21 protein-coding genes are annotated in these 24,496 nt (G+C 62.8%); 5 read left to right on the forward strand and 16 right to left on the reverse strand.

Features of this window, described 5'->3' with window-relative positions:
• Positions 1–5: 5 nt before the first annotated feature.
• From AC2CGW_RS16040 to AC2CGW_RS16050, 3 genes are all read right to left on the reverse strand, one after another.
• Entirely contained in the window at positions 6–959 is a 954-nt protein-coding gene (locus AC2CGW_RS16040) for an ABC transporter substrate-binding protein (protein ID WP_186669439.1), read from the reverse strand.
• A 9-nt stretch (positions 960–968) separates the two neighbouring features.
• On the reverse strand, positions 969–2,033 hold the full coding sequence (locus tag AC2CGW_RS16045; RefSeq protein WP_186669657.1) for an LLM class flavin-dependent oxidoreductase: 1,065 nt from the start codon (positions 2,031–2,033) through the stop codon (positions 969–971).
• A gap of 178 nt (positions 2,034–2,211) precedes the next feature.
• Complete coding sequence (locus AC2CGW_RS16050; protein WP_186669437.1) at positions 2,212–2,838, reverse strand: glutathione S-transferase family protein; 627 nt, start codon at positions 2,836–2,838, stop codon at positions 2,212–2,214.
• 266 nt (positions 2,839–3,104) lie between these two features.
• Between AC2CGW_RS16050 and AC2CGW_RS16055 the strand changes: the two genes are divergently transcribed.
• Positions 3,105–4,415 carry an OprD family porin gene (locus AC2CGW_RS16055; RefSeq protein ID WP_484574288.1) on the forward strand — a complete coding sequence of 437 codons (1,311 nt, stop codon included), beginning with the start codon at positions 3,105–3,107 and terminating at the stop codon, positions 4,413–4,415.
• A 105-nt stretch (positions 4,416–4,520) separates the two neighbouring features.
• On the opposite strand, the gene glsB is transcribed toward AC2CGW_RS16055, so the two are convergent.
• Both glsB and AC2CGW_RS16065 read right to left on the reverse strand, forming a co-directional pair.
• A complete protein-coding gene (glsB, locus tag AC2CGW_RS16060; RefSeq protein WP_186669433.1) occupies positions 4,521–5,441 on the reverse strand; it encodes a glutaminase B in 921 nt (306 codons plus the stop codon).
• A gap of 94 nt (positions 5,442–5,535) precedes the next feature.
• Positions 5,536–7,509: a DNA topoisomerase III gene (locus AC2CGW_RS16065; protein WP_484574310.1), complete on the reverse strand. Its 1,974-nt coding sequence runs from the start codon at positions 7,507–7,509 to the stop codon at positions 5,536–5,538.
• Positions 7,510–7,758: 249 nt separating this feature from the next.
• Between AC2CGW_RS16065 and AC2CGW_RS16070 the strand changes: the two genes are divergently transcribed.
• Positions 7,759–9,609 (forward strand): polyurethane esterase, encoded by a 1,851-nt coding sequence (locus tag AC2CGW_RS16070; protein WP_484574289.1) that lies wholly within the window; start codon positions 7,759–7,761, stop codon positions 9,607–9,609.
• 135 nt (positions 9,610–9,744) lie between these two features.
• Here the strand turns inward: AC2CGW_RS16070 and AC2CGW_RS16075 are convergent, their stop codons facing one another.
• From AC2CGW_RS16075 to AC2CGW_RS16105, 7 genes are all read right to left on the reverse strand, one after another.
• On the reverse strand, positions 9,745–10,179 hold the full coding sequence (locus AC2CGW_RS16075) for a GNAT family N-acetyltransferase (protein WP_054892342.1): 435 nt from the start codon (positions 10,177–10,179) through the stop codon (positions 9,745–9,747).
• Positions 10,172–11,338: a ribosomal protein uL16 3-hydroxylase gene (locus AC2CGW_RS16080; protein ID WP_186708643.1), complete on the reverse strand. Its 1,167-nt coding sequence runs from the start codon at positions 11,336–11,338 to the stop codon at positions 10,172–10,174. Before AC2CGW_RS16080 ends, AC2CGW_RS16075 begins: the two co-directional genes overlap by 8 nt.
• Before the next feature lie 81 nt (positions 11,339–11,419).
• Positions 11,420–12,790 carry an adenylosuccinate lyase gene (gene purB / locus AC2CGW_RS16085; RefSeq protein ID WP_484574290.1) on the reverse strand — a complete coding sequence of 457 codons (1,371 nt, stop codon included), beginning with the start codon at positions 12,788–12,790 and terminating at the stop codon, positions 11,420–11,422.
• 186 nt (positions 12,791–12,976) lie between these two features.
• The gene (hflD, locus tag AC2CGW_RS16090) at positions 12,977–13,603 is read right to left on the reverse strand and encodes a high frequency lysogenization protein HflD (RefSeq protein ID WP_186669842.1); all 627 of its coding nucleotides are present in this window, start codon (positions 13,601–13,603) and stop codon (positions 12,977–12,979) included.
• Positions 13,600–14,724, reverse strand: a complete 1,125-nt coding sequence (gene mnmA / locus AC2CGW_RS16095; RefSeq protein ID WP_484574291.1) for a tRNA 2-thiouridine(34) synthase MnmA — start codon at positions 14,722–14,724, stop codon at positions 13,600–13,602. Before mnmA ends, hflD begins: the two co-directional genes overlap by 4 nt.
• 58 nt (positions 14,725–14,782) lie before the next feature.
• On the reverse strand, positions 14,783–15,223 hold the full coding sequence (locus AC2CGW_RS16100; protein ID WP_186708647.1) for an NUDIX hydrolase: 441 nt from the start codon (positions 15,221–15,223) through the stop codon (positions 14,783–14,785).
• Between the two features lie 146 nt (positions 15,224–15,369).
• Entirely contained in the window at positions 15,370–17,595 is a 2,226-nt protein-coding gene (locus AC2CGW_RS16105; protein WP_186669839.1) for an NADP-dependent isocitrate dehydrogenase, read from the reverse strand.
• Between the two features lie 429 nt (positions 17,596–18,024).
• Between AC2CGW_RS16105 and icd the strand changes: the two genes are divergently transcribed.
• The gene (gene icd, locus AC2CGW_RS16110) at positions 18,025–19,281 is read left to right on the forward strand and encodes an NADP-dependent isocitrate dehydrogenase (RefSeq protein ID WP_186669838.1); all 1,257 of its coding nucleotides are present in this window, start codon (positions 18,025–18,027) and stop codon (positions 19,279–19,281) included.
• 73 nt (positions 19,282–19,354) lie between these two features.
• Here the strand turns inward: icd and cspD are convergent, their stop codons facing one another.
• The gene (gene cspD / locus AC2CGW_RS16115; protein WP_186669837.1) at positions 19,355–19,603 is read right to left on the reverse strand and encodes a cold shock domain-containing protein CspD; all 249 of its coding nucleotides are present in this window, start codon (positions 19,601–19,603) and stop codon (positions 19,355–19,357) included.
• A 228-nt stretch (positions 19,604–19,831) separates the two neighbouring features.
• On the opposite strand from cspD, the gene clpS reads away from it, so the two are divergent.
• Together clpS and clpA are read left to right on the forward strand one after the other, a co-directional pair.
• A complete protein-coding gene (gene clpS, locus AC2CGW_RS16120; protein ID WP_054892333.1) occupies positions 19,832–20,194 on the forward strand; it encodes an ATP-dependent Clp protease adapter ClpS in 363 nt (120 codons plus the stop codon).
• A gap of 30 nt (positions 20,195–20,224) precedes the next feature.
• A complete protein-coding gene (clpA, locus tag AC2CGW_RS16125; RefSeq protein WP_186669836.1) occupies positions 20,225–22,495 on the forward strand; it encodes an ATP-dependent Clp protease ATP-binding subunit ClpA in 2,271 nt (756 codons plus the stop codon).
• Between the two features lie 222 nt (positions 22,496–22,717).
• Here clpA and infA read toward each other — a convergent pair whose 3' ends face one another.
• From infA to aat, 3 genes are all read right to left on the reverse strand, one after another.
• Positions 22,718–22,936, reverse strand: a complete 219-nt coding sequence (infA, locus tag AC2CGW_RS16130) for a translation initiation factor IF-1 (RefSeq protein ID WP_002553999.1) — start codon at positions 22,934–22,936, stop codon at positions 22,718–22,720.
• A 102-nt stretch (positions 22,937–23,038) separates the two neighbouring features.
• Positions 23,039–23,746, reverse strand: coding sequence for an arginyltransferase (locus tag AC2CGW_RS16135; protein ID WP_186669834.1), 708 nt, complete (start codon positions 23,744–23,746; stop codon positions 23,039–23,041).
• Positions 23,747–23,801: 55 nt separating this feature from the next.
• A complete protein-coding gene (gene aat, locus AC2CGW_RS16140) occupies positions 23,802–24,482 on the reverse strand; it encodes a leucyl/phenylalanyl-tRNA--protein transferase (RefSeq protein ID WP_186669832.1) in 681 nt (226 codons plus the stop codon).
• Between the last annotated feature and the right edge of the window lie 14 nt (positions 24,483–24,496).

A 24,496-nucleotide genomic window follows, 5' to 3' on the forward strand; every position in this document is an offset into this window, starting at 1 on the left:
GGAGGCTACCGGGCGAATGCGCCGTCGAACGACGTGTCGATGATCGTGCCGGTGTCCAGGTGCTTGGGCAGGGTGCCGGTCTGGACAAGGAAGTCGGCGGTATCCTGGTAGTCCTTCGCGGCCTGCGCATCGACCGGGCCTACGCTCATGTCGGCCTGGCCGATCCAATGACGCGAGACGCTTTGGTCGAGGTTGGCTTTCTTGGCCCAGAGGTCGGCATAGGCTTCCTTGTGCTCACCGACCCAGGCCCGTGCTTTCTGCAGACGGCCCAGGAAGTCCTCGATGGCGGCGCGCTTGCTGTCGATCGAATCGTTGCGCGCCGCGATGCTGCTCAGGCCAGGCATCAGGCCCTGGGCGGTGACCAGCTTGCGCGCACCGGAAAACACGATCTGTTGCGAGATGTACGGTTCCCACACCGGGAAGGCATCGATACTGCCGTTGGGCAGTGCGGCGGCAGCATCGATTGGCATCAGTTTGACGAACTCGACGTAGTCATGCGGCAGGCCGGCCTTGTCCAGTGCGCGCAAGGTCAACTGCTGGCTCCAGGCGCCGGGCCAGTAGGCGACCTTCTTGCCCTTGAGGTCGGCAATGGTCTTGGCGGGGGAGTCCTTGGGCACCAGCAGGGCGATGGTGTCGAGGTTCTGCCGTGAGACGCCGATCAGCTTGACGGGTGCCCCTTTGGCGGCCAGGAACAAAAAGCCCGAGTCGCCGAGAAAACCGATGTCCAGGCCACCGGCCTCCAGCCCTTCGGCCACCGGTGCGGCCGACTGGAAGTGCTTGAACTCAACCTTGTAGGGCGCATCCTTGAGTGCCCCGGAGGCTTCCAGCGATGCGCGCACGTTGTAGTAGTTCTGGTCGCCGATGCGCAGGGTGACCTGCTCGGCGGCGATGGCTTGCGCCAGCGGGGTGCCAAGGAACAGGCCGGCGAGGGTGACGCGAATCAGGTGGTGCAGTTTCATGGGGCTTCCTCAGCTGGCCTGGCGAGTGTCCAGGCGTTCGATCTGGCGATGGATGGCGGGGATCAGGGTCTTGCCGTATTCGATGGTGTCGTTCAATGGATCGAAGCCGCGGATCAGGAAGGTCGAGACGCCGAGCTTGTAGTACTCGCCCAGCGCCTGGGCGACCTGCTCGGGGGTGCCGACCAGCGCGGTGGAGTTCCAGCGTGCTCCGGTCAGGCGGGCAACGCCCATCCACAGGCGTTGATCGAGCACTTCGCCCTGGTGCGCGGCGGCCAACAGACGCTGGGAGCCGACGTTCTCGGGGTGATGGTCGTGCAGCGCTAGCCCGAGTTTCTGGCGTGCGTCGCGGACCTGTTCGAGGATTTCGGCGGCGCGCTTCCAGGCGGCTTCCTCGGTATCGGCGACGATGGGGCGGAACGATACCGAGAAGCGCGGGGCGCGCTGTTGCGCGGCGGCAGCCTTGCGGACCTTGGCGAGATGCTCAGCGACGGCGGCCAGGGGCTCGCCCCAGAGCATGTAGGTATCGGCATGTTGCGCGGCGACCCGCACCGCGGCATCCGATGAGCCGCTGAAGTAGATCGGAATATGCGGGCGCTGCACGGTCCTTACGGCGGGCGAGGCGGCGTTGAAACGGTAGAAGTCGCCGGCGAAGTCCACCGGTTGTTCGGCGGTCCAGATGGCTTTCAAGGCGTCGAGGTATTCACCGGTGCGCGCATAGCGGTGGTCGTGATCGAGGAAGTCGCCGTCGCGTTGCAGGTCCTGGTCATTGCCGCCGCTGACCACATTGAGGGCCAGGCGGCCCTTGCTGAACTGGTCGAGGGTCGCCAGTTGCCGTGCGGCCAGGGGCGGGCTGATCACCCCTGGACGGTAGGCGAGCAGGATACCCAGGCGCTCGGTGGCAGCGACGGCGAACGAACTGACGACGGCGCCTTCCGGCCCGTTGGAGAAGTAACCGACCAGAATCCGGTCGAAGCCTGCTGCTTCGTGGGCCTGGGCGAAGCGACGCACGTAGTCCGGATCGACCGCATCGCCCGTGGGTTGGTCGACCTCCGAGCCGGGTGACGCGGTGATCATGCCAAGGATTTCGACGCTCATTGCTGGGTTCCTTTGGTGGGACAAGGCTGCCTGGCGTTGAGCGGTTTATAAGAAAACGAGCTGGCCGGGCATCTTCTTAGAATCTAACGGCCAGCGATAAATGATGGAAATTCATTTTTTTCATATTCTAATATGCAAAATAATTTTATTCCCTTGGTCAGGGCGTTCCGTTTCTGCCGTGCAGTCGATAGCCTTCCCGCTCGCTCAGGCGCGCGTAGTAGTCATCCACTGCAGGCAGGTGCGGGTGCTTGAACGGTGTCTGGAACCAGCGGTTTACCGACAACCCGATAGGAATGTCTGCCAGGGAGAGCGTTTTGCCGGCAACGTAGGCGCCAGTCTTTGCCAGCTGCTGGTCGAGGATCTGCATATGTCGCGACCATTCGCCGATGCTGGCATTGAGCGCCTGTTCATCCTGATGCGCTGCCGACTGCCTGACCAGAGACATGAAGGCGTAGCTCCAGGAGCGGTTGAGATCGCTGGCCTGCCAGTCGATCCATTGATCGACACGCGCTCTGGCCACTGCGTCGGCCGGATAAAGCCCTGCCGCTTGACCATAGCGGTTGGCGAGATAGCGGACGATGGTGTTGGACTCCCACAGCGTCAGGTCGCCGTCCTGGATCACCGGGACCATGGCATTGGGGTTCAGGGCCAGGAACTCCGGGGTCTGGGTCGACTGAAAGCCTGAGCCCCAGTCTTCCTGTTCGAAAGGCACGCCGATTTCAGCGCAAGTCCAAAGCACCTTGCGCACGTTGATGGAGCTCGCCTTACCCAATATTCGCAGCATGTCATCATCCTTTTTGCATAGCGGCCGAAACAGCAGTGTGCTGTGGCGACCAAGCGTATCTCTAAAAGCCCTGCCTGCGGTCATGGAACTGAAACCTTTCTCCCTGCCGATGGTGGTTTTTTGCTAGCATTCGGTCCCTATAGCACAATCGAATAAAAATCTTTTTCGGTTGTTGTTAAAGTAATAACGCGTGACATTCAAACGTATCGAAAGTCGGCCCTCGCGTTCAGCGAGAGGCCTATAAGAAAAGCTAGAAAGGAGCACACATGTACAAATGCACATTGCCAGTGGCCGTTGCACTGGCCAGCCTGTCGCTGGGGGCGCAGGCTGCAGGTTTCGTGGAAGACAGCAAGGCTTCGGTCACTGCCCGTAACTTCTATATCAACTCCGACAACCGCAATGGCACTGCCAACCCGTCCAAGCAGGAAGAGTGGGGCCAAGGCTTCATCTTCAACTTCACCTCCGGCTACACCCAGGGCACCGTCGGCTTTGGTGTAGACGCCATCGGCCTGACCGGTTTCCGCCTGGATTCGGGCAAAGGCACCCACTACAACCCGACCAGCACTGCCAAGGGCGGTACTGTGTTCCCGACCGATTCCGATGGCCGCGCCGTTGACGACTTCAGCAGCCTGGGCGTAACCGGCAAGGTCAAGATCTCCAAGACCGAAGCCAAGCTCGGTGTACTGCAGCCCAAGCTGCCAGTAGTCACCTACAACGACGGTCGCCTGCTGCCGCAAACGTTTGAGGGTGGCCAGATCACCTCCAACGAGATCGACAACCTGACCCTTATCGGCGGCAAGCTCGAACACGCCAAGGGGCGTAACAGCACCAACATGGAGTCGCTGACCATTAGCGGCAACTCCAACCAGCGTAGCAATGCGTTCTACTACGCCGGTGCCGACTACAAGCTGAGCAAGGACCTGCTGCTGCAGTACTACTACGGCAACCTGGACGACTTCTACAAACAGCACTTCCTGGGCCTGACCCACAATCTGGCGCTGCCGGTTGGTGCACTGAAGTCCGACCTGCGCTACTTCTACAGCGATTCCGATGGCAAGAACGCCAGCACCGAAGGCCGTCTGGCTGGCTATCGCGCATCGGGCTACCAGAACAACGGTGAAGTGGACAACCGCACCTGGAGCGCCAAGTTCACCTACTCCCTGGGCAGCCACGCACTAAGCGCCGGTTACCAGCGTGTCAACGGCACCAGCGACTTCCCGTTCCTGAACCAAGGCGACGGTGCAAGTGCTTACCTGATCACCGACGTGCAGATCGGCAAGTTCCTGCGTGCCGGCGAGCGCACCTGGCTGGCCCAGTACGCCTACGACTTCGCCGCGCTGGGCGTACCAGGCCTGACCGCCAACGCCATCTACCTGAAGGGCACGAATGTTAATGCCCCGGGCTCGGACCGTTCGGAGTGGGAGCGTGACTTCACTTTGGCCTACGTCGTTCAGGAAGGCACCTTCAAGGGCCTGGGCCTGCAATGGCGTAACGCGGCATTGCGTTCCGACGCTGTCAACCAGCGCGACCAGGACGAAAACCGTCTGATCGTGAGCTACACCTACAACTTCCTCTGACATCGCGTCAGCCCGGTCACGGGTAGGTGTAATAAAACAAACCCCACCAGGGTTCTCCCTGGTGGGGTTTGTTTTTCATGGCGCGCTGCGCTCGAGGCGTCAGCCCTACAGCACTGCTGAAAACACCGAGCCAGTGATCCGTTCGCTGAGCAGTTCCAAGGCCCGCAGCCCCGCCAGCGAGTTGCCTGAGGCGTTCAGCGCCGGTGACCAGACGCAGATGCTGTAGCGCCCCGGCACTACCGCGACAATGCCGCCGCCCACTCCACTTTTGCCCGGCAGGCCCACACGGTAGGCGAAGTTACCCGCCTCGTCGTACAGCCCGCTGGTGGCCATGATCGCATTCACCTGTTGCGCCTGGCGCGGGCTGAGCACGTGCTCGCCGCTGTGCGGGCAGTAGCCGCTGTTGGCCAGGAACGCAAAGCCACGGGCGACGTCCACGCAATTCATCGACAGCGCACAATGATGGAAGTAGCTGCGCAGCACGGCGTCGACATCGTTGTGGAAGTTGCCGAACGCTTGCATCAGGTAGGCCATGGCGGCGTTGCGGGCGCGGTGCTGGTATTCGGAGTCGGCCACGACCGGGTCGCTGACGATGCGTGGGTTGGCTGTCAGGCGGCGAACGAAGTCGCGCATCGACAAGGTCGGGGTGGCATAGCGCGACTGGTTGATGTCGCAGATCACCAGCGCGCCGGCATTGATGAAAGGATTGCGTGGGCGACCTTTCTCCACCTCCAGCTGTACCAGCGAGTTGAACGCCTGCCCGGAGGGCTCGTAGCCCAGGCGCGACCAGATATCCTCGCCGCTGTGGTTGATCGCCTGGACCAGGCTGAAGACCTTGGAGATGCTCTGGATCGAGAAGGGCGTATGGGCATCGCCGGCGCAGTGCAACTGGCCGTCCAGGCTCTGTACGGCGATGCCGAGTTGTTGCGGGTCGACCTGGGCGAGGGCGGGAATGTACTGGGCGACCTGGCCCTGGCTGAGCAGCGGGCGGACCTGGTCGAGGATTTCTTGCAGTAATGCTTGCATGGGGGCCTGCGCGGAGCGGGTGATGGGGCTCAGGGGTTGTCTGCTGTACAAGACGAGCGTTGGCGAGGCGGCGACACACCCCGTGAGGTGATCGTCAGCTGGATTTGCCCGAAGGGCGCCTTGTGGATTTGCTTGCACGGGGCGCTGCTTTGCTGCCGGCGGTTTTGCCTTTACCGCTGCTGCGGCGTTTTTTCTTCCAGGGTGCACCCTTGCCACCGGCAGGCAGGGGCGGGCCGCTGATGGTCAGGCGCATTCCCGCGCAGCGTTGCACCAGCTTGCCCATCCAGGCCGATTGCCGGGTGACGAACTCTTCCAGGCTCATTTCGCCGCTCTGCACCATGTCCAGCGCCTGTTCCCAGATCGCGGTGGTGCCGGGGTCGGCGATGGCCCGGGGTACGACGTCGATCAGGCTGAAGGCTGCGGGCGTGGCGGACAGCGCCTTGCCGTTCTTGACCAGGTAGCCGCGGTCGAGCAGGCCCTGGATGATGCTGGCCCGGGTCGCTTCGGTACCGATGCCGGTGGTTTCCTTGAGTTTCTGCTTGAGCTGCGGGTCATCCACCAGCTTGGCGACGTTCTTCATTGCCTTGATCAGGTCGCCCTCGGTGAACGGCTTCGGTGGCTGGGTCCACAGGTCTTTCAGTTGCAGTTCCTGCACCCTGCAGTCGTCGCCCTCGCGCAGTTGCGGCAGGATTTGCGCGGGTGGTGCTTCGCGGCCCTTGGTTGGGGTCAGTGCCTCGGGCAGGGCGCGGCGCCAGCCGGGCTCGACGATCTGCTTGCCCACTGCACGCAGGGCGTGGCCGGCACAGTCCAGGTCGGCCTGGGTGCGGTCGTACTCGTGATTGGGCAGGAACTGCGCCAGGTAGCGTGCCCGGATCAGGGTATAGACCGCTTTGTACTTGGGTGGCAGGCGCGCAGGATCGCTGGCGGCGGCGGTGGGGATGATGCCGTGGTGGGCGCTGACCTTGGCGTCGTTCCAGGCGCGGGAGCGGCGGTGCGGCTCCAGGTGCGCCTGCAATGGCGCAAGGCTTGTGTCGGCGCGTTGCAGGGCGGCGAGAATGGCGGGCGCTTCAGCGTGCTGGCTAAGCGGCAGGTAGCCGCAGTCGCTGCGCGGATAGGTGATCAGCTTGTGGGTTTCGTAGAGTGCCTGGGCGATGTCGAGGGTTTCCTGGGCGCCAAGGCCGAATTTCTTCGAGCACAGCTCCTGCAGGGTGCCGAGGTCGAAGGGCAGTGGTGCGGCCTCGCGCACACGCTCGGTCTGTACCTGGAGCACCTGTGCGCTACCTGCGGCCTGCATCTGGGTGGCGGCCTGCTGGGCGAGTGCCTGGTTGAGGCAGCGGCCCTGGTCGTCGCAGGCGTCTTGCGGTGCACGCCATTGGGCGGTGAACAGGTTACCTGTGTGTGCCAGTTGCACTTCGATGGCCCAGAACGGTACGGGCACGAAATCGGCGATGCTGCGGTCGCGGTCCACCACCAGGCGCAGTGTCGGAGTCTGTACCCGCCCAACCGGCAGCACGCCCTGGTAGCCGGATTGGCGGCCAAGCAGGGTGAACAGGCGGCTCATGTTCATGCCGATCAACCAGTCGGCCCGCGAGCGACCAAGGGCGGAATGATAGAGACTGAAGGTTTCGCTGCCGGGGCGCAGGCGCGCCAGCGCCTTGCGGATCGAGGCGTCATCGAGTGCGCAGAGCCACAGGCGCTGGATCGGCCCGCGGTAGCGGCAATGCTCGACCAGTTCGCGGGCGATCATCTCGCCTTCGCGATCGGCGTCGGTGGCGATCACCAGCTCCCGGGCCTCGCCGAGCAGACGCTTGACCGCCTTGAACTGGCTGGCGGTCTTGGGCTTGACCAGCATCTTCCATTTTTCCGGAATGATCGGCAGGTCATCGAGCGACCAACGCTTGTAGCGCGCGTCGTAGCTGTCGGGCGGTGCGGTTTCGAGCAGGTGGCCGATGCACCAGGTGACGCAGACATCGGTGCCTTGCCAGCAGCCGTCGGCCTTGCGGTTGGCACCCAGTACCTTGGCGATGTCTTTTGCCTGGGAGGGCTTTTCACACAGAAACAGGCGCATGGCCGTGAACGCTTCATCGAGGTTGATGGCGACTAGGATGCGCAAGACAGGGCGTGCAGGCAAGATTTATCTGTATGCATGTACAGCTTTGTGCCAGGAAATATGTCCGCAGGTTTGGCACGAATGCCTCGGCATCGGGCTTGGATGACCGGCCGGTACCGTGCCAGCTTTGTCGTTCGCCTGCCAGATGTGTCAATGGACGATGTCGCTTGGGGGCCTTCACTCCAACCACAACAAGGAAGTCAGATCATGCCTCTGTTCGATTACCGTCAGCTCGACGGTGCTGCCTCCTACGCGCTCTACAAGGATGCCATGGCCCTGGCGGTCTATGCCTATCATGGTATCGACGACGGTTTCTCTGCTGGCTACCAGAAGCACGGCTTCGGCCTCGGGTTGCCGGCAACTTTGGTCAAGGCCCTGATCGGCGGCACCGACAGCCAGGGCGTGATTCCTGGCATCCCCTGGAATCCCGACTCCGAGGCCAAGGCCCTGGCGCAGGTCAAGGCGGCTGGCTGGACGCCGATCAGCGCCGCACAGTTGGGTTACCAGGGCAAGACCGATGCGCGTGGCACCTTCCATGGCGAGGCGCCGGGCTACACCTCGGCGCAGGTCGAGGTGCTCGGCCGCTATGCAGGCGATGGCCAGCTCATTGGCCTCGGCATCGCCTTTCGTGGCACCAGCGGCCCGCGGGAGAATCTGATTGGCGACACCCTCGGCGATGTCATCAACGACCTGCTGGCAGCGCTGGGGCCAGCCGACTACTCACGCAACTACGCCGGCAATGCTTTCGACCGCCTGCTGGGCGATGTCGCGACGTTCGCCAGGACCCACGGCTTGTCAGGTGCCGATATCACCGTCAGCGGTCACAGCCTTGGCGGGCTGGCGGTCAACAGCCTGGCCGACCTCAGTGTTTCGCGCTGGGGCGGCTTCTACCAGGATGCCCGCTATGTTGCCTTCGCCTCGCCCACGCAGGCTGCCGATCCCGACAAGGTGCTCAATATCGGTTACGAGAACGATCCTGTATTTCGCGTGCTCGACGGCACGGCGCTGACCTGGGCGACCCTGGGCGTGCACGATGCCGCCAAGCCTTCGACCACTGACAACATCGTCAATTTCAATGACCACTACGCTTCCGACGCGTGGAACCTGCTGCCGTTTTCCATCGGCAATATCGCCACCTGGCTCTCGCACCTGCCGGCAGCCTACGCCGATGGCCTGGGTCGGGTAGTGGATTCGCCGTTCTACCCCTGGACCAGCCGCGACTCCACCGTCGTGGTCAGCAACCTGTCCGACGCCACCCGCGGCCCGACCTGGGTACAGGACCTCAATCGCAACGCCGAGCCGCACTCCGGCAGTACCTTCATTGTCGGTTCGGCCCAGGACGACCTGATCCGCGGTGGGCGCGGCAACGACTACCTGTATGGCGGTGCTGGCAATGACACTTTTCGCGACGACGGCGGGTTCAACCTGATAGACGGTGGCGCCGGGCATGACACCCTGCACCTGGGAGATGCACTGGCGCGCTTCTCGATAGCCCGGGATGGCGAGGACACGCTGTATGTGCGTGATGCCGAGGGTGGGATCAGCCAGGTGCGCAATGTCGAGTCGCTGGTGAGCAAGGAAAGCAGCCTGGTGTTCTTCAGCAAGGACGTCAGTCACGCCGTGACGGCCAATGGGCTGCTCAGCAGCGGCAAGCTGGATCCCTACGCCCTGTCGGTCAGCGGCGGACAAGGCAATGATCAGTTGGTGGCCGGCAACCAGGGCCAGTGGCTGTTCGGCCTGGGCGGCGATGATCGTCTGGTGGGTGGGGCAGGCAACGATGTGCTGGTGGGCGGTGCGGGGAATGATGTGTTGAGTGGCGGCGGTGGGCGGGACACCTTTCTGTTCAGCGGGCACTTCGGGCAGGACCGGGTGCTGGATTTCACCGGCCAGGACCGGTTGGTGTTCATGGGCGTGGAAGGCGGGACGGCAGTGCCGGATTGGCGTGACCACCTGAGTCGGGTGGGGGATGATCTGGTGCTGACGTTCGGGCGCGATAGCGTGACGTTGGTGGGGATCGCGGGGCAGGGGGTGGGGGATGGGCAGATCGTGATTGGCTGAGCAAGGGTGGGGCTGCGCTGCGGCCCAATCGCGGGCAAGCCCGGTCCCACAGGCCCTCCGCGCCGTTCAGAGCAGCGGTGAAGCTGTGGGAGCGGGCTTGCCCGCGATTGGGCCGGCAGCGCCGGCCCCTTCCGATCAGGCGATCTCGCGCGAATCGCGAACCATGTCCACGTGCGGAATGCCGGCCTCTAGGAACTCTTCGCTGACCACCTTGAAGCCCAGGCGCTCGTAGAAGGGCGTAGCGTGTACCTGGGCGCTGAGCATCTGCTGCTTGAGGTCCCGGTTCTGCGCTTCGATGATGACCGCGTTCATCAACGCGTCACCGACTTTCAAGCCGCGCCAGTCCTTGAGCACCGACACTCGACCGATGGTGCCGTCTGGCAACAGGCGCGCGGTGCCGATCGGATAGTCACCTTCCATGGCCAGGAAATGCACGGCGGTGGGGTCTTCGGCATCGAACTCCAGCTCCGGCGGCACGTGCTGCTCGGCGACGAACACCGCGCTGCGGATACGGTGGATATCGGCGTTGTCTTTATGCCAGTCGGCGAGGCGAACGCGGATCTTATTCATTGGCAAATCCCAGGCTTCCTTGTTGGACCAGCTGGCAGACCAGCGTCAGGCCCTCTTCATCTGCGAGCCACTCTACAAGGTTTTCGCTGTGCAGGGCGTCGGCTGAACAAATCAGTTGCAAAAGAGCGCGCAGGTGACCGGACAGCAGGCGGCTCTGGCCGCTGGCGAACAGCAGCAGGTTGTCATCGACTTCCGACCAGGCCAGGCGCGCGCTCGGGTTGCGCACCAGGATCGCGCCCTGTTCGAGATAATTGATCAGCTCTTCCTCGCTCAGCGCTTCGCCTGCAACCTGCTCGGGGTAGCGCGGCTCGGTCATGAACTGGCCGAACCAGGTCAGCAGCAAGCGCTCGTCACCCATGTGCTCGGCCAGCAGGGCCTTGAGGCGGTCGAGGGCATCGTGCTGAATCTGGTGCGGATCGCTGACAGGCTGGGCGTCGGCGTCGCTGTAGCGCTCCTCGTCAGGCAGGAACTGGCTGAGGAAGTCGGTGAAGTGGGTCAGCACTTCGGCAGCGCTTGGCGCGCGGAAGCCGACCGAGTAGGTCAGGCAGTCATCCACGGCCACGCCGTAGTGGGCCAGGCGCGGCGGCAGGTAGAGCATGTCGCCCGGCTCAAGGGTCCACTCGTCGCTCTGCTCGAAGTCGGCGAGGATGCGCAGGTCGGCGTGCTCGATCAGCGGGCTGTCGCTGTTGCACATCTGGCCAACTTTCCAGTTGCGCTTGCCGTGGCCTTGCAGCAGGAATACGTCGTAGTTGTCGAAGTGCGGGCCGACGCTGCCACCAGGGGCGGCGAAGCTGATCATCACATCGTCGATACGCCAGCTGGGCAGGAAGCGGAAATTTTCCAGCAGCTCGGCTACTTCCGGGACGAACTGGTCCACGGCTTGTACCAGCAGGGTCCAGTCACGCTCGGGCAGGGTGGCGAAGGTGTCTTCCTCGAACGGGCCGCGACGCAGCTCCCAGGGGCGCTCGCCGTGCTCGAGCACCAGGCGCGATTCGACCTCTTCTTCCAGGGCCAGGCCGGCCAGTTCGTCCGGATCGATCGGGCTTTCGAAGTCGGTGAAGGCCTGGCGCACCAGCAGGGGCTTCTTCTGCCAGTAGTCGCGCAGGAATTCACGAGCGGTGAGGCCGCCAAGCAGCTGCAGTGGAGTATCAGGATTCATGTTCAACCTATTGAAAAAACGTAATTTTCGTCCGGGAATAAAAACGCCCGGCTGAGCCGGGCGTTGTACGCAGGGCGCAGATTAGATGCGTTTGGCCTGGGCGACTGCGTTGCCGATGTAGGTGGCGGGGGTGAGCAGCTTGAGCTCGGCCTTGGCGTCGGCCGGCATGTCCAGGCCGTCGATGAAGGTCAGCAGCGCTTCTGGGGTGATGCCCTTGCCACGGGTCAGCTCCTTGAGCTTCTCGTAGGGGTTCTCGATGTTGAAGCGGCGCATGACGGTCTGGATTGGCTCGGCCAGTACTTCCCAGCAAGCGTCGAGGTCGGCGGCGATGCGCGCTTCGTTGACTTCCAGCTTGCCGATGCCCTTCAGGCTGGCTTCATAGGCGATGACGCTATGGGCGAAGCCCACGCCCAGGTTGCGCAGCACGGTGGAATCGGTCAGGTCGCGCTGCCAGCGCGAGATCGGCAGCTTGCTGGCCAGGTGCTGGAACAGCGCGTTGGCGATACCGAGGTTGCCTTCGGAGTTCTCGAAGTCGATCGGGTTGACCTTGTGCGGCATGGTCGAGGAGCCGATTTCGCCAGCGACTGTCTTCTGCTTGAAGTAGCCCAGCGAGATGTAGCCCCAGACGTCGCGGTCGAAGTCGATGAGGATGGTGTTGAAGCGCGCGATCGCATCGAACAGCTCGGCGATGTAGTCGTGCGGTTCGATCTGGGTGGTGTACGGGTTGAACTGCAGGCCCAGTTCGTCTTCGATGAAGGCGCGGGCGTTCTGCTCCCAGTCGATCTGCGAGTAGGCCGACAGGTGGGCGTTGTAGTTGCCCACGGCGCCGTTGATCTTGCCCAGCAGCGGCACGGCGGCGACCTGAGCGATCTGACGCTCCAGGCGGTAGACGACGTTGGCCAGCTCTTTGCCCAGGGTGGTCGGCGAGGCCGGCTGGCCGTGGGTGCGCGACAGCATCGGCACGTCGGCGTGAGCGTGGGCCAGGGCGCGGATGGCGTCGGCGATCTGGCGCATCAGCGGCAGCAGCACCTCGTCACGGCCGGCGCGCAGCATCAGGGCGTGGGACAGGTTGTTGATGTCCTCGCTGGTGCAGGCGAAGTGGATGAACTCGCTGACCTTGGCCAGCTCGGGCAGCTTGGCGGCCTGCTCCTTGAGGAGGTATTCGATCGCCTTGACGTCGTGGTTGGTGGTGCGCTCGATTTCTTTCACGCGCTCGGCGTGCTCGAGCTTGAAGTCGGTAGCCAGGCTGTCCAGCAGGGCGTTGGCTTCGGCGGAGAACGCCGGCACTTCGCCGATCTGCGGGTGGGCGGCCAGACGCTGCAACCAGCGCACTTCGACCAGGGCGCGGAAACGGATCAGGCCGAATTCGCTGAAGATGGGGCGCAAGGCCTGGGTTTTGCCGGCGTAACGGCCGTCTACAGGGGAAACCGCAGTGAGCGAAGAGAGCTGCATGGGGTGTTCTCGGACAGTCAGGCTTTTGGAAGGGCGCATATCATACATGAAAATTGCGCCTGGGTCGGGTGGCTGACCAAAGGTCGGCCGTCGAAACGCGTGTCGCGGTTCCTGTGGGAGCGGGCTTGCCCGCGAATGCGGCGGTGAATCCGGCATCGCATTCGCGGGCAAGCCCGCTCCTACAGGTCAGGAAGGCGCGCGCATCATGTCGTACAGTTCATTGAGCAACTTGCGGCGGCTGAACACCAACTGCCAGCGATGCCCGCCCAACTGGCGCCACAGGCGGGCGGCGCGGATGCCTGCCAGCAGCAGGGCACGGATCTTCGAGGCGTTGCTGGCCTGCTGCAGGAAGCGCATGTCGCCGTGTACCTGGATGCGCTGACGCAGGGTGCTCAGGGTGTCCTGGTACAAGGCTCCGCTGGAAGCGATGACATTTTCGTGAACCAGGCCGAAATGATCGGCTTGCGACTGGATCTGCGGCAGGCGATTGCCGATGGTGTCGAGCAGGTCGCCACGCTTGGCCAGCTGGCGCTCCAGACCCAGCATGGACAGTGCGTAGCGCAGCGGCTCGCGTTGCAGGCTGCTGGGGTCGCGCTCCAGGGCGCCGACCAGTGCACGGTAGCCGTCGCGCAGGTTCAGGTCGTCGCCGCCGAACACTTCCAGGGTGTTGTTCGGGTCGCGTACCAGCAGGCTGCCGAGCATGCAGCCGATATTGGCTTCGCTGGCCTGCCCGGTGCGGGCGATACGATCGACCAGCACCGCGGCCTGGAACACGCCACCAAGGGCGATCAGTTGCTCCTGCAGATTGCTCATGCGCGTGGGCTCCACGGCTCGGCGCTCTCGATCACGCCGCCGCCCAGGCACACTTCGCCGTCATAGAACACTACGGATTGACCCGGCGTCACAGCGCGTTGTGGCTCGTCGAACACTGCGCGGTAGCCGTTCGCGGTGCGTTCCAGGGTGCAGTGCTGGTCGCTCTGGCGGTAGCGCACCTTGGCGCTGAGTCGGCGTGGGCTGCTCAGGTCGACTGGGTTGACCCAGAAGATGTCCGAGGCGAGCAGGGCGCGGGAGAACAGCCAAGGATGTTCGTTGCCCTGGCCCACCACCAGCACATTGCGCGCCAGGTCTTTTTCCAGCACGTACCAGGGTTCGTCGCCGGCGTCTTTCAGGCCGCCAATGCCCAGGCCCTGGCGCTGGCCGATGGTGTGGTACATCAGGCCGTGGTGCTGGCCGATCACTTCGCCGTCGGTGGTCTGGATCTCGCCGGGTTGGGCGGGCAGGTACTGCTTGAGGAAGTCGCTGAAGCGGCGCTCGCCGATGAAGCAGATGCCGGTGGAGTCTTTCTTCTTCGCCGTGGCCAGGCCGTGTTTCTCGGCGATGGCGCGTACCTCGGGCTTTTCCAGCTCGCCAACGGGGAACAGGGTGCGGGCGATTTCCGCGCCGCCCACGGCATGCAGGAAGTAGCTCTGGTCCTTGTTCGGGTCCAGGCCTTTGAGCAGTTCGGTCAGCTCGCCGGTATCACGGCGGCGTACGTAGTGGCCGGTGGCAATCAGGTCGGCACCCAACGACAGGGCGTAGTCCAGGAAGGCCTTGAACTTGATTTCGCGGTTGCAGAGGATGTCCGGGTTGGGGGTACGGCCGGCTTTGTACTCTTCGAGGAAGTGCTCGAACACGTTGTCCCAGTACTCGGCAGCGAAGTTGGCGGTGTGCAGCTTGATGCCGATGCGATCGCACACGGCCTGGGCATCGGCCAGGTCTTCGCGGGCGGTGCAGTACTCGGTGCCGTCGTCCTCCTCCCAGTTCTTCATGAACAGACCTTCCACCTGGTAGCCCTGCTCCATGAGCAGAAGGGCGGAGACGGAAGAGTCCACGCCGCCGGACATGCCGACGATGACGCGGGTCCTGGAGGGGTCTTTGGGTGCTGGGCTGGTCATGGCTACCGATGTGTATCTGGGGGAAAAATTCCGATTCTATCAGGACGGCGCATCCGCGTCAGTCGCGCAGCAGCGAGAGGCTGTGCAGCGGGCCTGCCAGATAGTCGTCAAGGCAGCGTGGCACCAGCTCGCTGCGCCAGCGCGCGGGATCGGCCAGCAGCTCGTCGCGGGTCAGCCACAGGGCGCGGGTGATGTCGCTGTCCAGGGCACGCTTGGGGTGGTGGCGCAGGGGGCGGGCGGCGAAGCAGATACGCTGATAGGTCACGCCGTTGCTCGGCGCAGTGTAGAGGTAGATGCCGACCACGCCGGTCAATTCGACCTCCCAGGCGGTTTCCTCGAGGGTTTCGCGCAGGGCAGCCTGGGGCAGCGTCTCGTTGGCCTCGAGATGGCCGGCGGGCTGGTTGAACACGTGCTGGCCGGCCTTGAACTCTTCGACGAAGAGGAACTTGCCGTCCTGTTCGACGATGGTGGCGACAGTGATGTGAGGTTGCCAGGTCATGAACAGCTCCATAAGGCTGGTACGGACCCTGTAGGAGCGGGTAAACCCGCTCCCACAGGGGGCGCGTAGGCCGCCAGATATCGTTTATCCAGAAAGCACAAACCCCGGTGCGTGGCCGGGGTTTGTGCTGTTACTTCAAGCGAACCTTACAGGGCGGCGATGGCGCTGTTCAGGGTCTGGCTTGGGCGCATCACCTTGGCGGTCAGCTCGGCATCGGGGGCGTAGTAGCCACCGATGTCGGCCGGCTTGCCCTGGACGGCGTTGAGCTCGGCGACGATGGTCGCTTCGTTCTCGGTCAGGGTCTTGGCCAGTGGGGCGAAGCGTGCCTGCAGGGCAGCGTCGTCGCTCTGGGCAGCCAGGGCCTGGGCCCAGTAAAGGGTCAGGTAGAAGTGGCTGCCGCGGTTGTCGATACCGCCGACCTTGCGCGAAGGCGACTTGTTGGTGTCGAGGAACTTGCCGGTGGCCTGGTCCAGGGTGTTGGCCAGGACCTTGGCGCGTGGGTTGTCGTAGGTGTTGCCCAAGTGCTCGAGCGAGGCGGCCAGGGCCAGGAACTCACCCAGCGAGTCCCAACGCAGGAAGTTCTCTTCGACCAACTGTTGCACGTGCTTGGGTGCCGAACCGCCGGCGCCGGTCTCGAACAGGCCACCGCCGTTCATCAGCGGCACGATCGACAGCATCTTGGCGCTGGTGCCCAGTTCCATGATCGGGAACAGGTCGGTGAGGTAGTCGCGCAGCACGTTGCCGGTCACCGAGATGGTGTCCTTGCCTTCGCGGATGCGAGCCAGGGAGAACTTGATGGCGTCGACCGGGGCCAGGACGCGGATGTCCAGGCCAGTGGTGTCGTGGTCCTTCAGGTACTTCTGGACCTTCTCGATCATCACACCGTCGTGGGCACGAGCCGGGTCCAGCCAGAACACCGCCGGGGTGTTGCTCAGGCGGGCGCGGTTGACAGCCAGTTTCACCCAATCCTGGATCGGTGCATCCTTGGTCTGGCACATGCGGAAGATATCACCGGCTTCGACGCTCTGTTCCAGAACGACGTTGCCCTTGCCATCGACCACGCGCACGACGCCGTCGGCCTTGATCTGGAAGGTCTTGTCGTGGGAGCCGTACTCTTCGGCTTTCTGCGCCATCAGGCCAACGTTCGGCACGCTGCCCATGGTGGTCGGATCGAAGGCGCCGTTTTTCTTGCAGTCTTCGATGGTGGCCTGGTAGATGCCGGCGTAGCAGCGGTCCGGGATGATCGCCTTGGCATCTTGCAGCTCGCCTGCGGTGTTCCACATCTTGCCCGAGTCGCGGATCATCGCTGGCATCGAGGCGTCGACGATGACGTCGCTCGGTACGTGCAGGTTGGTGATGCCCTTGTCGGAGTTGACCATGGCCAGGGCTGGACGCTCGGCGTACAGGGCCTGGATGTCGGCTTCGATCTCGGCCTGCTTGTCGGCTGGCAGGTCCTTGATGCGGGCATACAGGTCGCCGATGCCGTTGTTGGCGTTGAAGCCCACTTCAGCCAGCGCAGCCGCGTGCTTGGTCAGCACGTCGTTGTAGAACTCTTCGACGATGACGCCGAACATGATCGGGTCGGAAACCTTCATCATGGTGGCTTTCAGGTGCACCGACAGCAGTACGCCAGAAGCCTTGGCATCGGCGATCTGCTCGGCGATGAAGGCTTTCAGGGCCTTGCGGCTCAGGGTGGCGCAGTCGATGACTTCGGCGGCCTTGACGGCGGTTTTCTCTTTCAAGACGGTGGTGGAACCGTCCTTGGCGACCAGTTCGATGCGCAGGCTGTCGTCAGCCTCGATCAGTGCGGCTTTCTCGCTGCCGTAGAAGTCGCCCTGGGTCATGTGGGCAACGTGCGACTTGGAGTCGGCGGCCCAGGCACCCATCTTGTGCGGGTGCTTGCGTGCGTAGTTCTTGACCGACAGCGGTGCACGACGGTCGGAGTTGCCTTCGCGCAGTACCGGGTTCACGGCGCTGCCCTTGATGCGGTCGTAGCGCGCGCGGGACTCTTTCTCTTCTGCGGTGGCCGGCTCGTCGGCGTAGTCGGGGATGTTGAAGCCCTTGGCCTGCAGTTCCTTGATCGCCGCCTTCAGCTGTGGAACCGAAGCGGAGATGTTCGGCAGCTTGATGATGTTGGCTTCAGGGGTGGTGGCCAGCTGACCCAGTTCCGCCAGGTGATCGCCTACCTGCTTCTCTGCGCCCAGTTGCTCCGGGAACGCCGCGAGGATACGGCCAGCCAGGGAAATGTCGCGGGTTTCGACAGCGATGTCAGCCGAAGCGGTGAAGGCTTCGATGATCGGCAGCAGCGAGTAGGTGGCGAGGGCGGGGGCTTCGTCGGTGAAGGTGTAGATGATCTTGGAACGGGTGGGCATGCGGGTTAACTCTCTATGTGCTGAGCGTACTCGAGTCTCGAGGTGCGCAGGGTAGGCGCTTCGCCCTGGCGACGCCATGAGCGGATGGTCGAGAGGCTGCGAGCGGTGATGGTGGATGCATCAGTCGAGCGTCAAATGCTGGGATGCGGTAACAGCCCAGGCTTTCTGGCCTTTCCTGGCCGAGGGCGAGCCGCATTTTCCAAGGGTTCGCCCCGATGACCCTGCGGTCAGGGCCGGAGTATATCAAACCCTTTGGGCTAATCAGCAAGGCGAAGTGATATCGACGCCTTTATAAGACCAAAGATGTACGGGCAATGTGGCGTGATGCCGCAGGTGCCGGGGCTGTCCGGCTTGCAGGTCGGCGGATGTGGTTTAGGCTGATTGGATCGCATGATGTCCAACCACACCCGACAGCGGAGTAGTGCAAGCATGGGATACCAGAAAATCAAGGTTCCGACGGATGGCGCCAAGATCACCGTCAATGCAGACCATTCGCTCAACGTTCCCGATAACCCGATCATCCCCTACATCGAGGGCGACGGCATCGGTGTCGATGTCTCTCCGGTCATGATCAAGGTGGTGGATGCCGCCGTGCAGAAGGCCTATGGCGGCAAGCGCAAGATCGCCTGGATGGAGGTGTACGCCGGCGAGAAGGCCACCCAGGTCTATGACCAGGATACCTGGCTGCCCCAGGAAACCCTCGATGCGGTGCGCGACTACGTGGTGTCGATCAAGGGGCCACTGACCACGCCGGTTGGCGGCGGTATCCGCTCGCTGAACGTCGCCCTGCGCCAGCAGCTCGACCTGTACGTCTGCCTGCGCCCGGTGCTGTGGTTCCAGGGCGTGCCCAGTCCGGTGAAGAAGCCTGGCGATGTCGACATGGTGATCTTTCGCGAGAACTCCGAGGATATCTACGCCGGTATCGAGTGGAAGGCCGGCTCGCCGGAGGCGAACAAGGTGATCAAGTTCCTGAAGGAGGAAATGGGCGTCACCAAGATCCGTTTCGACCAGGACTGCGGCATCGGGGTCAAGCCGGTCTCTCGCGAAGGCACCAAGCGCCTGGTGCGCAAGGCCCTGCAGTACGTGGTGGACAACGATCGCGAGTCGCTGACCCTGGTGCACAAGGGCAACATCATGAAATTCACCGAGGGTGCGTTCAAGGACTGGGGCTACGAAGTGGCGAAAGACGAGTTCGGCGCCGAGCTGCTCGATGGCGGCCCGTGGATGAAGTTCCGCAATCCGAAGACGGGGCGCGAGGTCATCGTCAAGGACGCCATTGCCGATGCCATGCTCCAGCAGATCCTGCTGCGCCCGGCCGAGTATGACGTGATCGCCACGCTCAACCTCAATGGCGACTACCTGTCCGACGCGCTGGCGGCGGAGGTGGGCGGCATCGGCATTGCGCCGGGTGCGAACCTTTCCGATACCGTGGCGATGTTCGAGGCGACCCACGGGACGGCGCCCAAGTATGCCGGGCAGGACAAGGTCAATCCGGGGTCGGTGATCCTGTCTGCCGAAATGATGCTGCGGCACATGGGCTGGACCGAAGCGGCCGACCTGATCATCAAGGGCACCAACGGCGCAATCGCCGCCAAGACCGTGACCTACGACTTCGAGCGCCTGATGGACGGCGCCAGGCTGGTGAGCAGCTCGGGTTTCGGTGATGAGATGATCAAGCACATGTGAGGTAACAAAAAAACCGGCCGCTCCTTGTATAAAGAAGCGGCCGGTTTTTTCGTATACGGCAGAAGGTAAGGGGTCAGGCCTCGGCTGTCCGGCTCGCTTGAGGGCTGTCAGCTGTGGCGCCGGCGTTTTTGATATTGACCGCGTGCAGTCCCTTGGGGCCTTGGACGATGTCGAAGGATACGCTCTGGCCGGCCTTCAATGTCTTGTAGCCGTCCATCTGGATCGCCGAGTAGTGGGCGAACAGATCGTCTGTCTTGCCCTCTTCGTTGATGAACCCATAGCCCTTGGCATTGTTGAACCACTTGACTTTACCGCTTGCCATCCCTACGTCCCTCTGCAAAGGACTCCATCACTGGAGTATCATCCACTTCATCCGCATACGAACCGTGCGAAAAATCTGGTTGACTGCGCGGATCTTTATAGACCACGGTGGGTTCTTATTGGTTGTAACACCGTTTTGCCGATAGTCAAGGTCATGCGGCGGCCGCTCCTGCGGTGACTGCGCGGTCAATCCATTACCCTAACCTGTCGATATGATGAAATTCTTTCCATGCATGCACTCAGGCAGATTCGACTAACATTCAATCAGGATCATCCGAAGTCCGATGAGGACGACGGTGCGGGTCTGGCAGTGCAGGAAGCCAAGCCGATCCTGCAGGCGCCACCGATGTACAAGGTGGTTTTGTTCAACGATGACTACACACCGATGGATTTCGTCGTCGAAGTGCTCGAGACGTTCTTCAGTCTGAACCGCGAGCTGGCGACCAAGATCATGCTGACCGTCCATACCGAAGGGCGGGCAGTGTGCGGATTGTTTACCCGGGACATCGCCGAGACCAAGGCCATGCAGGTCAATCAATACGCAAGAGAAAGCCAGCATCCGCTACTCTGTGAAATCGAGAAGGACGGTTAATCGCCGACCACTTGGGTATGAGGTGAAGCTATGTTAAACCGCGAGCTCGAAGTCACCCTCAATCTGGCCTTCAAGGAGGCCCGTTCGAAGCGTCATGAATTCATGACCGTCGAACACCTGTTGCTGGCACTCCTTGACAATGAGGCCGCCGCGACCGTTCTGCGCGCCTGTGGCGCCAATCTCGACAAGCTCAAGCATGACCTGCAGGAGTTCATCGATTCGACCACGCCACTGATTCCCGTCCACGACGAGGACCGCGAAACCCAGCCTACGCTCGGTTTCCAGCGTGTGCTGCAGCGCGCTGTTTTCCACGTGCAAAGCTCCGGCAAGCGTGAAGTGACCGGCGCCAATGTGCTGGTGGCGATCTTCAGCGAACAGGAAAGCCAGGCCGTGTTCCTGCTCAAGCAGCAGAGCGTGGCGCGCATCGATGTGGTCAACTACATCGCCCATGGCATCTCCAAGGTGCCGGGGCACGGTCCGCATACCGACAGCGACCAGGAAATGCAGGATGAGGAAGGGGGCGAGGCGTCCTCGTCCAGCAACCCGCTGGACGCCTATGCCAGCAACCTCAATGAACTGGCCCGTGCCGGTCGTATCGATCCGTTGGTGGGGCGTGAGCAGGAGGTCGAGCGCGTCGCGCAGATCCTGGCCCGCCGTCGCAAGAACAACCCGCTGCTGGTCGGTGAGGCGGGTGTCGGCAAGACTGCCATCGCCGAAGGCCTGGCCAAGCGCATCGTCGATGGCCAGGTGCCCGACCTGTTGGCACAGAGCGTTGTCTACTCGCTCGACCTGGGTGCCCTGCTGGCCGGCACCAAGTACCGCGGCGATTTCGAGAAGCGCTTCAAGGCGCTGCTGGGTGAGCTGCGCAAGCGGCCGCAGGCGATCCTGTTCATCGACGAGATTCACACCATCATTGGTGCCGGCGCGGCATCCGGTGGGGTGATGGATGCGTCCAACCTGCTCAAGCCGTTGCTGTCCTCCGGAGATATCCGCTGCATCGGTTCGACCACCTTCCAGGAGTTCCGTGGCATCTTCGAGAAGGACCGTGCGCTGGCGCGGCGTTTCCAGAAGGTCGATGTCAGCGAGCCGTCGGTGGAAGATACCGTGGGTATCCTGCGCGGCCTGAAGGGGCGTTTCGAAAGCCACCACAACATCGAGTACAGCGATGAGGCCCTGCGTGCAGCTGCGGAGTTGGCTGCCCGCTACATCAACGATCGGCACATGCCGGACAAAGCCATCGACGTGATCGACGAGGCGGGTGCCTATCAGCGCCTGCAGCCGGAAGCCAGCCGGGTCAAGCGCATCGAGGTGCCGCAGGTCGAGGACATCGTCGCCAAGATCGCGCGGATTCCGCCGAAGCACGTCACCAGTTCCGACAAGGAGCTGCTGCGCAACCTGGAGCGTGACCTCAAGCTGACCGTGTTCGGCCAGGATGCGGCGATCGACTCGCTGTCCACCGCCATCAAACTGTCGCGTGCAGGCCTGAAGGCACCGGACAAGCCAGTTGGTTCGTTCCTGTTCGCAGGGCCTACCGGTGTCGGCAAGACCGAGGCTGCGCGTCAGTTGGCCAAGGCGCTTGGGGTGGAGCTTGTGCGCTTCGACATGTCCGAGTATATGGAGCGCCACACCGTGTCGCGACTGATCGGCGCGCCGCCCGGCTATGTCGGTTTCGACCAGGGCGGTCTGCTGACCGAGGCGATTACCAAGCAACCACACTGCGTGCTGCTGCTCGATGAAATCGAGAAGGCCCACCCTGAAGTCTTCAACCTGCTGCTGCAGGTGATGGACCACGGTACGCTGACCGACAACAACGGGCGCAAGGCAGACTTCCGCAATGTGATCCTGATCATGACCACCAACGCGGGTGCTGAAACCGCGGCGCGAGCCTCGATCGGCTTCACCCAGCAGGACCACACGTCCGATGCCATGGAAGTCATCCGCAAGAGCTTCACGCCGGAGTTCCGCAACCGCCTGGACACTATCATCCAGTTCGGCCGCCTGAGCCACGAGACGATCAAGAGTATCGTCGACAAGTTCCTCATCGAACTGCAGGCTCAGCTGGAAGACAAGCGCGTGTTGCTGGAGGTCAGTGACGAGGCGCGCGGCTGGCTGGCCGTCAAGGGCTACGACGTGCAGATGGGGGCGCGACCGATGGCGCGACTCATCCAGGACAAGATCAAGCGGCCTCTGGCCGAAGAAATCCTGTTCGGCGAGTTGTCCGAGCACGGTGGCGTGGTGCATGTCGAGTTGCGTGACGGTGAACTGGTCTTCGACTTCGAGACCACGGCCGAGGTTGCGTGACAGCTGTGCCTGCGCAGGCAGCTGCCTTGTTCAAAATTCAAAGGCTGGCCCAATCCCTGTGGGAGCGGGCTTGTCCCGCGAACACGGGCGTAGCCCGTGCCAGGCAGCTCGGTGTCTTTTTCGCAGGCGGGCACGCTCCTGCAGCCCTGTGAAGCCGCTCCTTGCGATTGCGCAGATACAAAAAAGCCCGGCACATTGGCCGGGCTTTTTCATGGCTGGAGCTTAGCGCGCACGGTAAGTGATGCGGCCCTTGCTCAGGTCGTACGGCGTCAGTTCGACGCGGACCTTGTCGCCAGTGAGAATGCGGATGTAGTTCTTGCGCATCTTGCCGGAGATGTGCGCGGTAACGACGTGCCCGTTTTCCAACTCCACGCGGAACATGGTGTTGGGCAGGGTGTCGACGACAGTGCCTTCCATTTCGAAGCTGTCTTCTTTCGACATGCAGTAAAGCCCTCGGTATCCAGAGATGGCCCGACGCACGACTGCACCGGGCAAAAAAGTGGCGTGGATTATGCCCGAAAACTGTGTTTCAAGCCAATGCTTTCAGTTGAGGCTGACCCAACGCTGGTTGATCAGCAATTCGATGGGGCGATACTGGGTCTTGTAGTTCATCTTCTTGCAGTTCTTGATCCAGTAGCCCAGGTAGACCGCCTCGAGATTCTGCCGCAGTGCCTCGGTGATTTGCCAGAGAATGGCAAAGCGCCCCAGGCTGCGACGTTCTTCATCGGGCTCGTAGAAGGTGTAGACCGCCGAAAGGCCGTTAGGCAGCAGGTCGCACACGGCGATCGCCAGCAGGCGGCCTTCGAGGCGGAACTCGTAGAACCAGCAGAATGGCAGGTCGCGCACCAGAAAGGTGGAGAACTGGTCGCGGCTGGGCGGGTACATGTCGCCATCCGAGTGGCGCTGTTCGATGTAGCGTCGATACAGGTCGAAGTACTCTTCCTTGAACGCCGGGCGCGCAGCAGTGACGGTGAGGTCGGCGTTGCGCTTGAGGATGCGCCGCTGCTGGCGGTTGGGGATGAAGCGTGCTGCAGGGATGCGAGCCGGTACGCAGGCATTGCAATTCTGGCAGTGCGGGCGGTAGAGATGATCGCCGCTGCGACGAAAACCCATTTCCGAAAGGTCGGCGTACACATGTACGTCCATCGGCTGGCTAGGGTCCAGGAACAGCGTGGTCGCCTGCTCCTCCGGCAGATAGCTGCAGGAGTGAGGTTGAGTGGCATAGAACTTCAACCGCGCCAACTCTGTCATGATTGACCCCTCGGCAAGACGTTGTCTTAAGTGTATGCCAGCAATGGGAACTCGCCTAGCGAACCCAGGTTGCCTTGCAGGGCTGGTCGAGGTGGCGCGCGAGGTAGCGGGCGAACTCGGCGCGGCTGATGGCACGGGCGCCGAGGCTGTGCAGATGGTTGGTCGGCATCTGGCAGTCGATCAGGGCAAAGCCAGCCTGGCGCAGGTGCTCGACCAGGGTGGCGAAGCCGACCTTCGAAGCGTTGTCGGCGCGACTGAACATGGACTCTCCGAAGAACAGCTGGCCCATGGCCAGGCCATACAGGCCGCCGACCAGCTCGCCATCCTGGCGCACCTCCACCGAATGGGCGATGCCGCGTCGATGCAATTCACAGTAGGCGGCCCGCATGCTGTCGGTAATCCAGGTGCCGTCAGCATAGTCGCGGGGTGCGGCGCAAGCGGCGATGACCCGTTCGAAGTCGCTGTCGAAAGTGACCTGGTAGCGGCCCTGGCGTATGAGCTTGGCCAGTGAGCGCGAAACGTGCAGCTCGTCCGGGAACAGCACGGTGCGCGGATCCGGTGACCACCAGAGGATGGGCTGGCCGTCCTGATACCAGGGGAAGCAGCCATGGCGATAGGCCTGGACCAGGCGCTCGGGCGTCAGGTCGCCACCGGCGGCGAGCAGGCCGTTGGGCTCGTGCAGGGCTTTTTCCAGGGGCGGGAAGGTCAGCGAGTCGCGGGTCAGCCAGGTGAGCATGGTCTTTCGGCAGT

The organism is Pseudomonas sp. SYWMCR5, from assembly GCF_057197165.1.

What these genes read in the sequence shown, in the direction of transcription:
- AC2CGW_RS16080 (WP_186708643.1), bottom strand. Translation starts at nt 11,338, where the DNA reads ATGAATCCTGATACTCCACTGCAGCTGCTTGGCGGCCTCACCGCTCGT.
- glsB (WP_186669433.1), bottom strand. Translation starts at nt 5,441, where the DNA reads ATGCAAGCATTACTGCAAGAAATCCTCGACCAGGTCCGCCCGCTGCTC.
- AC2CGW_RS16075 (WP_054892342.1), bottom strand. Translation starts at nt 10,179, where the DNA reads ATGAATAAGATCCGCGTTCGCCTCGCCGACTGGCATAAAGACAACGCC.
- AC2CGW_RS16135 (WP_186669834.1), bottom strand. Translation starts at nt 23,746, where the DNA reads ATGACAGAGTTGGCGCGGTTGAAGTTCTATGCCACTCAACCTCACTCC.
- clpA (WP_186669836.1), top strand. Translation starts at nt 20,225, where the DNA reads ATGTTAAACCGCGAGCTCGAAGTCACCCTCAATCTGGCCTTCAAGGAG.
- AC2CGW_RS16040 (WP_186669439.1), bottom strand. Translation starts at nt 959, where the DNA reads ATGAAACTGCACCACCTGATTCGCGTCACCCTCGCCGGCCTGTTCCTT.
- cspD (WP_186669837.1), bottom strand. Translation starts at nt 19,603, where the DNA reads ATGGCAAGCGGTAAAGTCAAGTGGTTCAACAATGCCAAGGGCTATGGG.
- AC2CGW_RS16045 (WP_186669657.1), bottom strand. Translation starts at nt 2,033, where the DNA reads ATGATCACCGCGTCACCCGGCTCGGAGGTCGACCAACCCACGGGCGAT.
- hflD (WP_186669842.1), bottom strand. Translation starts at nt 13,603, where the DNA reads ATGAGCAATCTGCAGGAGCAACTGATCGCCCTTGGTGGCGTGTTCCAG.
- AC2CGW_RS16100 (WP_186708647.1), bottom strand. Translation starts at nt 15,223, where the DNA reads ATGACCTGGCAACCTCACATCACTGTCGCCACCATCGTCGAACAGGAC.
- purB (WP_484574290.1), bottom strand. Translation starts at nt 12,790, where the DNA reads ATGCAGCTCTCTTCGCTCACTGCGGTTTCCCCTGTAGACGGCCGTTAC.
- aat (WP_186669832.1), bottom strand. Translation starts at nt 24,482, where the DNA reads ATGCTCACCTGGCTGACCCGCGACTCGCTGACCTTCCCGCCCCTGGAA.
- AC2CGW_RS16070 (WP_484574289.1), top strand. Translation starts at nt 7,759, where the DNA reads ATGCCTCTGTTCGATTACCGTCAGCTCGACGGTGCTGCCTCCTACGCG.
- infA (WP_002553999.1), bottom strand. Translation starts at nt 22,936, where the DNA reads ATGTCGAAAGAAGACAGCTTCGAAATGGAAGGCACTGTCGTCGACACC.
- clpS (WP_054892333.1), top strand. Translation starts at nt 19,832, where the DNA reads ATGCATGCACTCAGGCAGATTCGACTAACATTCAATCAGGATCATCCG.
- mnmA (WP_484574291.1), bottom strand. Translation starts at nt 14,724, where the DNA reads ATGACCAGCCCAGCACCCAAAGACCCCTCCAGGACCCGCGTCATCGTC.
- AC2CGW_RS16105 (WP_186669839.1), bottom strand. Translation starts at nt 17,595, where the DNA reads ATGCCCACCCGTTCCAAGATCATCTACACCTTCACCGACGAAGCCCCC.
- AC2CGW_RS16055 (WP_484574288.1), top strand. Translation starts at nt 3,105, where the DNA reads ATGTACAAATGCACATTGCCAGTGGCCGTTGCACTGGCCAGCCTGTCG.
- icd (WP_186669838.1), top strand. Translation starts at nt 18,025, where the DNA reads ATGGGATACCAGAAAATCAAGGTTCCGACGGATGGCGCCAAGATCACC.
- AC2CGW_RS16065 (WP_484574310.1), bottom strand. Translation starts at nt 7,509, where the DNA reads ATGCGCCTGTTTCTGTGTGAAAAGCCCTCCCAGGCAAAAGACATCGCC.
- AC2CGW_RS16050 (WP_186669437.1), bottom strand. Translation starts at nt 2,838, where the DNA reads ATGCTGCGAATATTGGGTAAGGCGAGCTCCATCAACGTGCGCAAGGTG.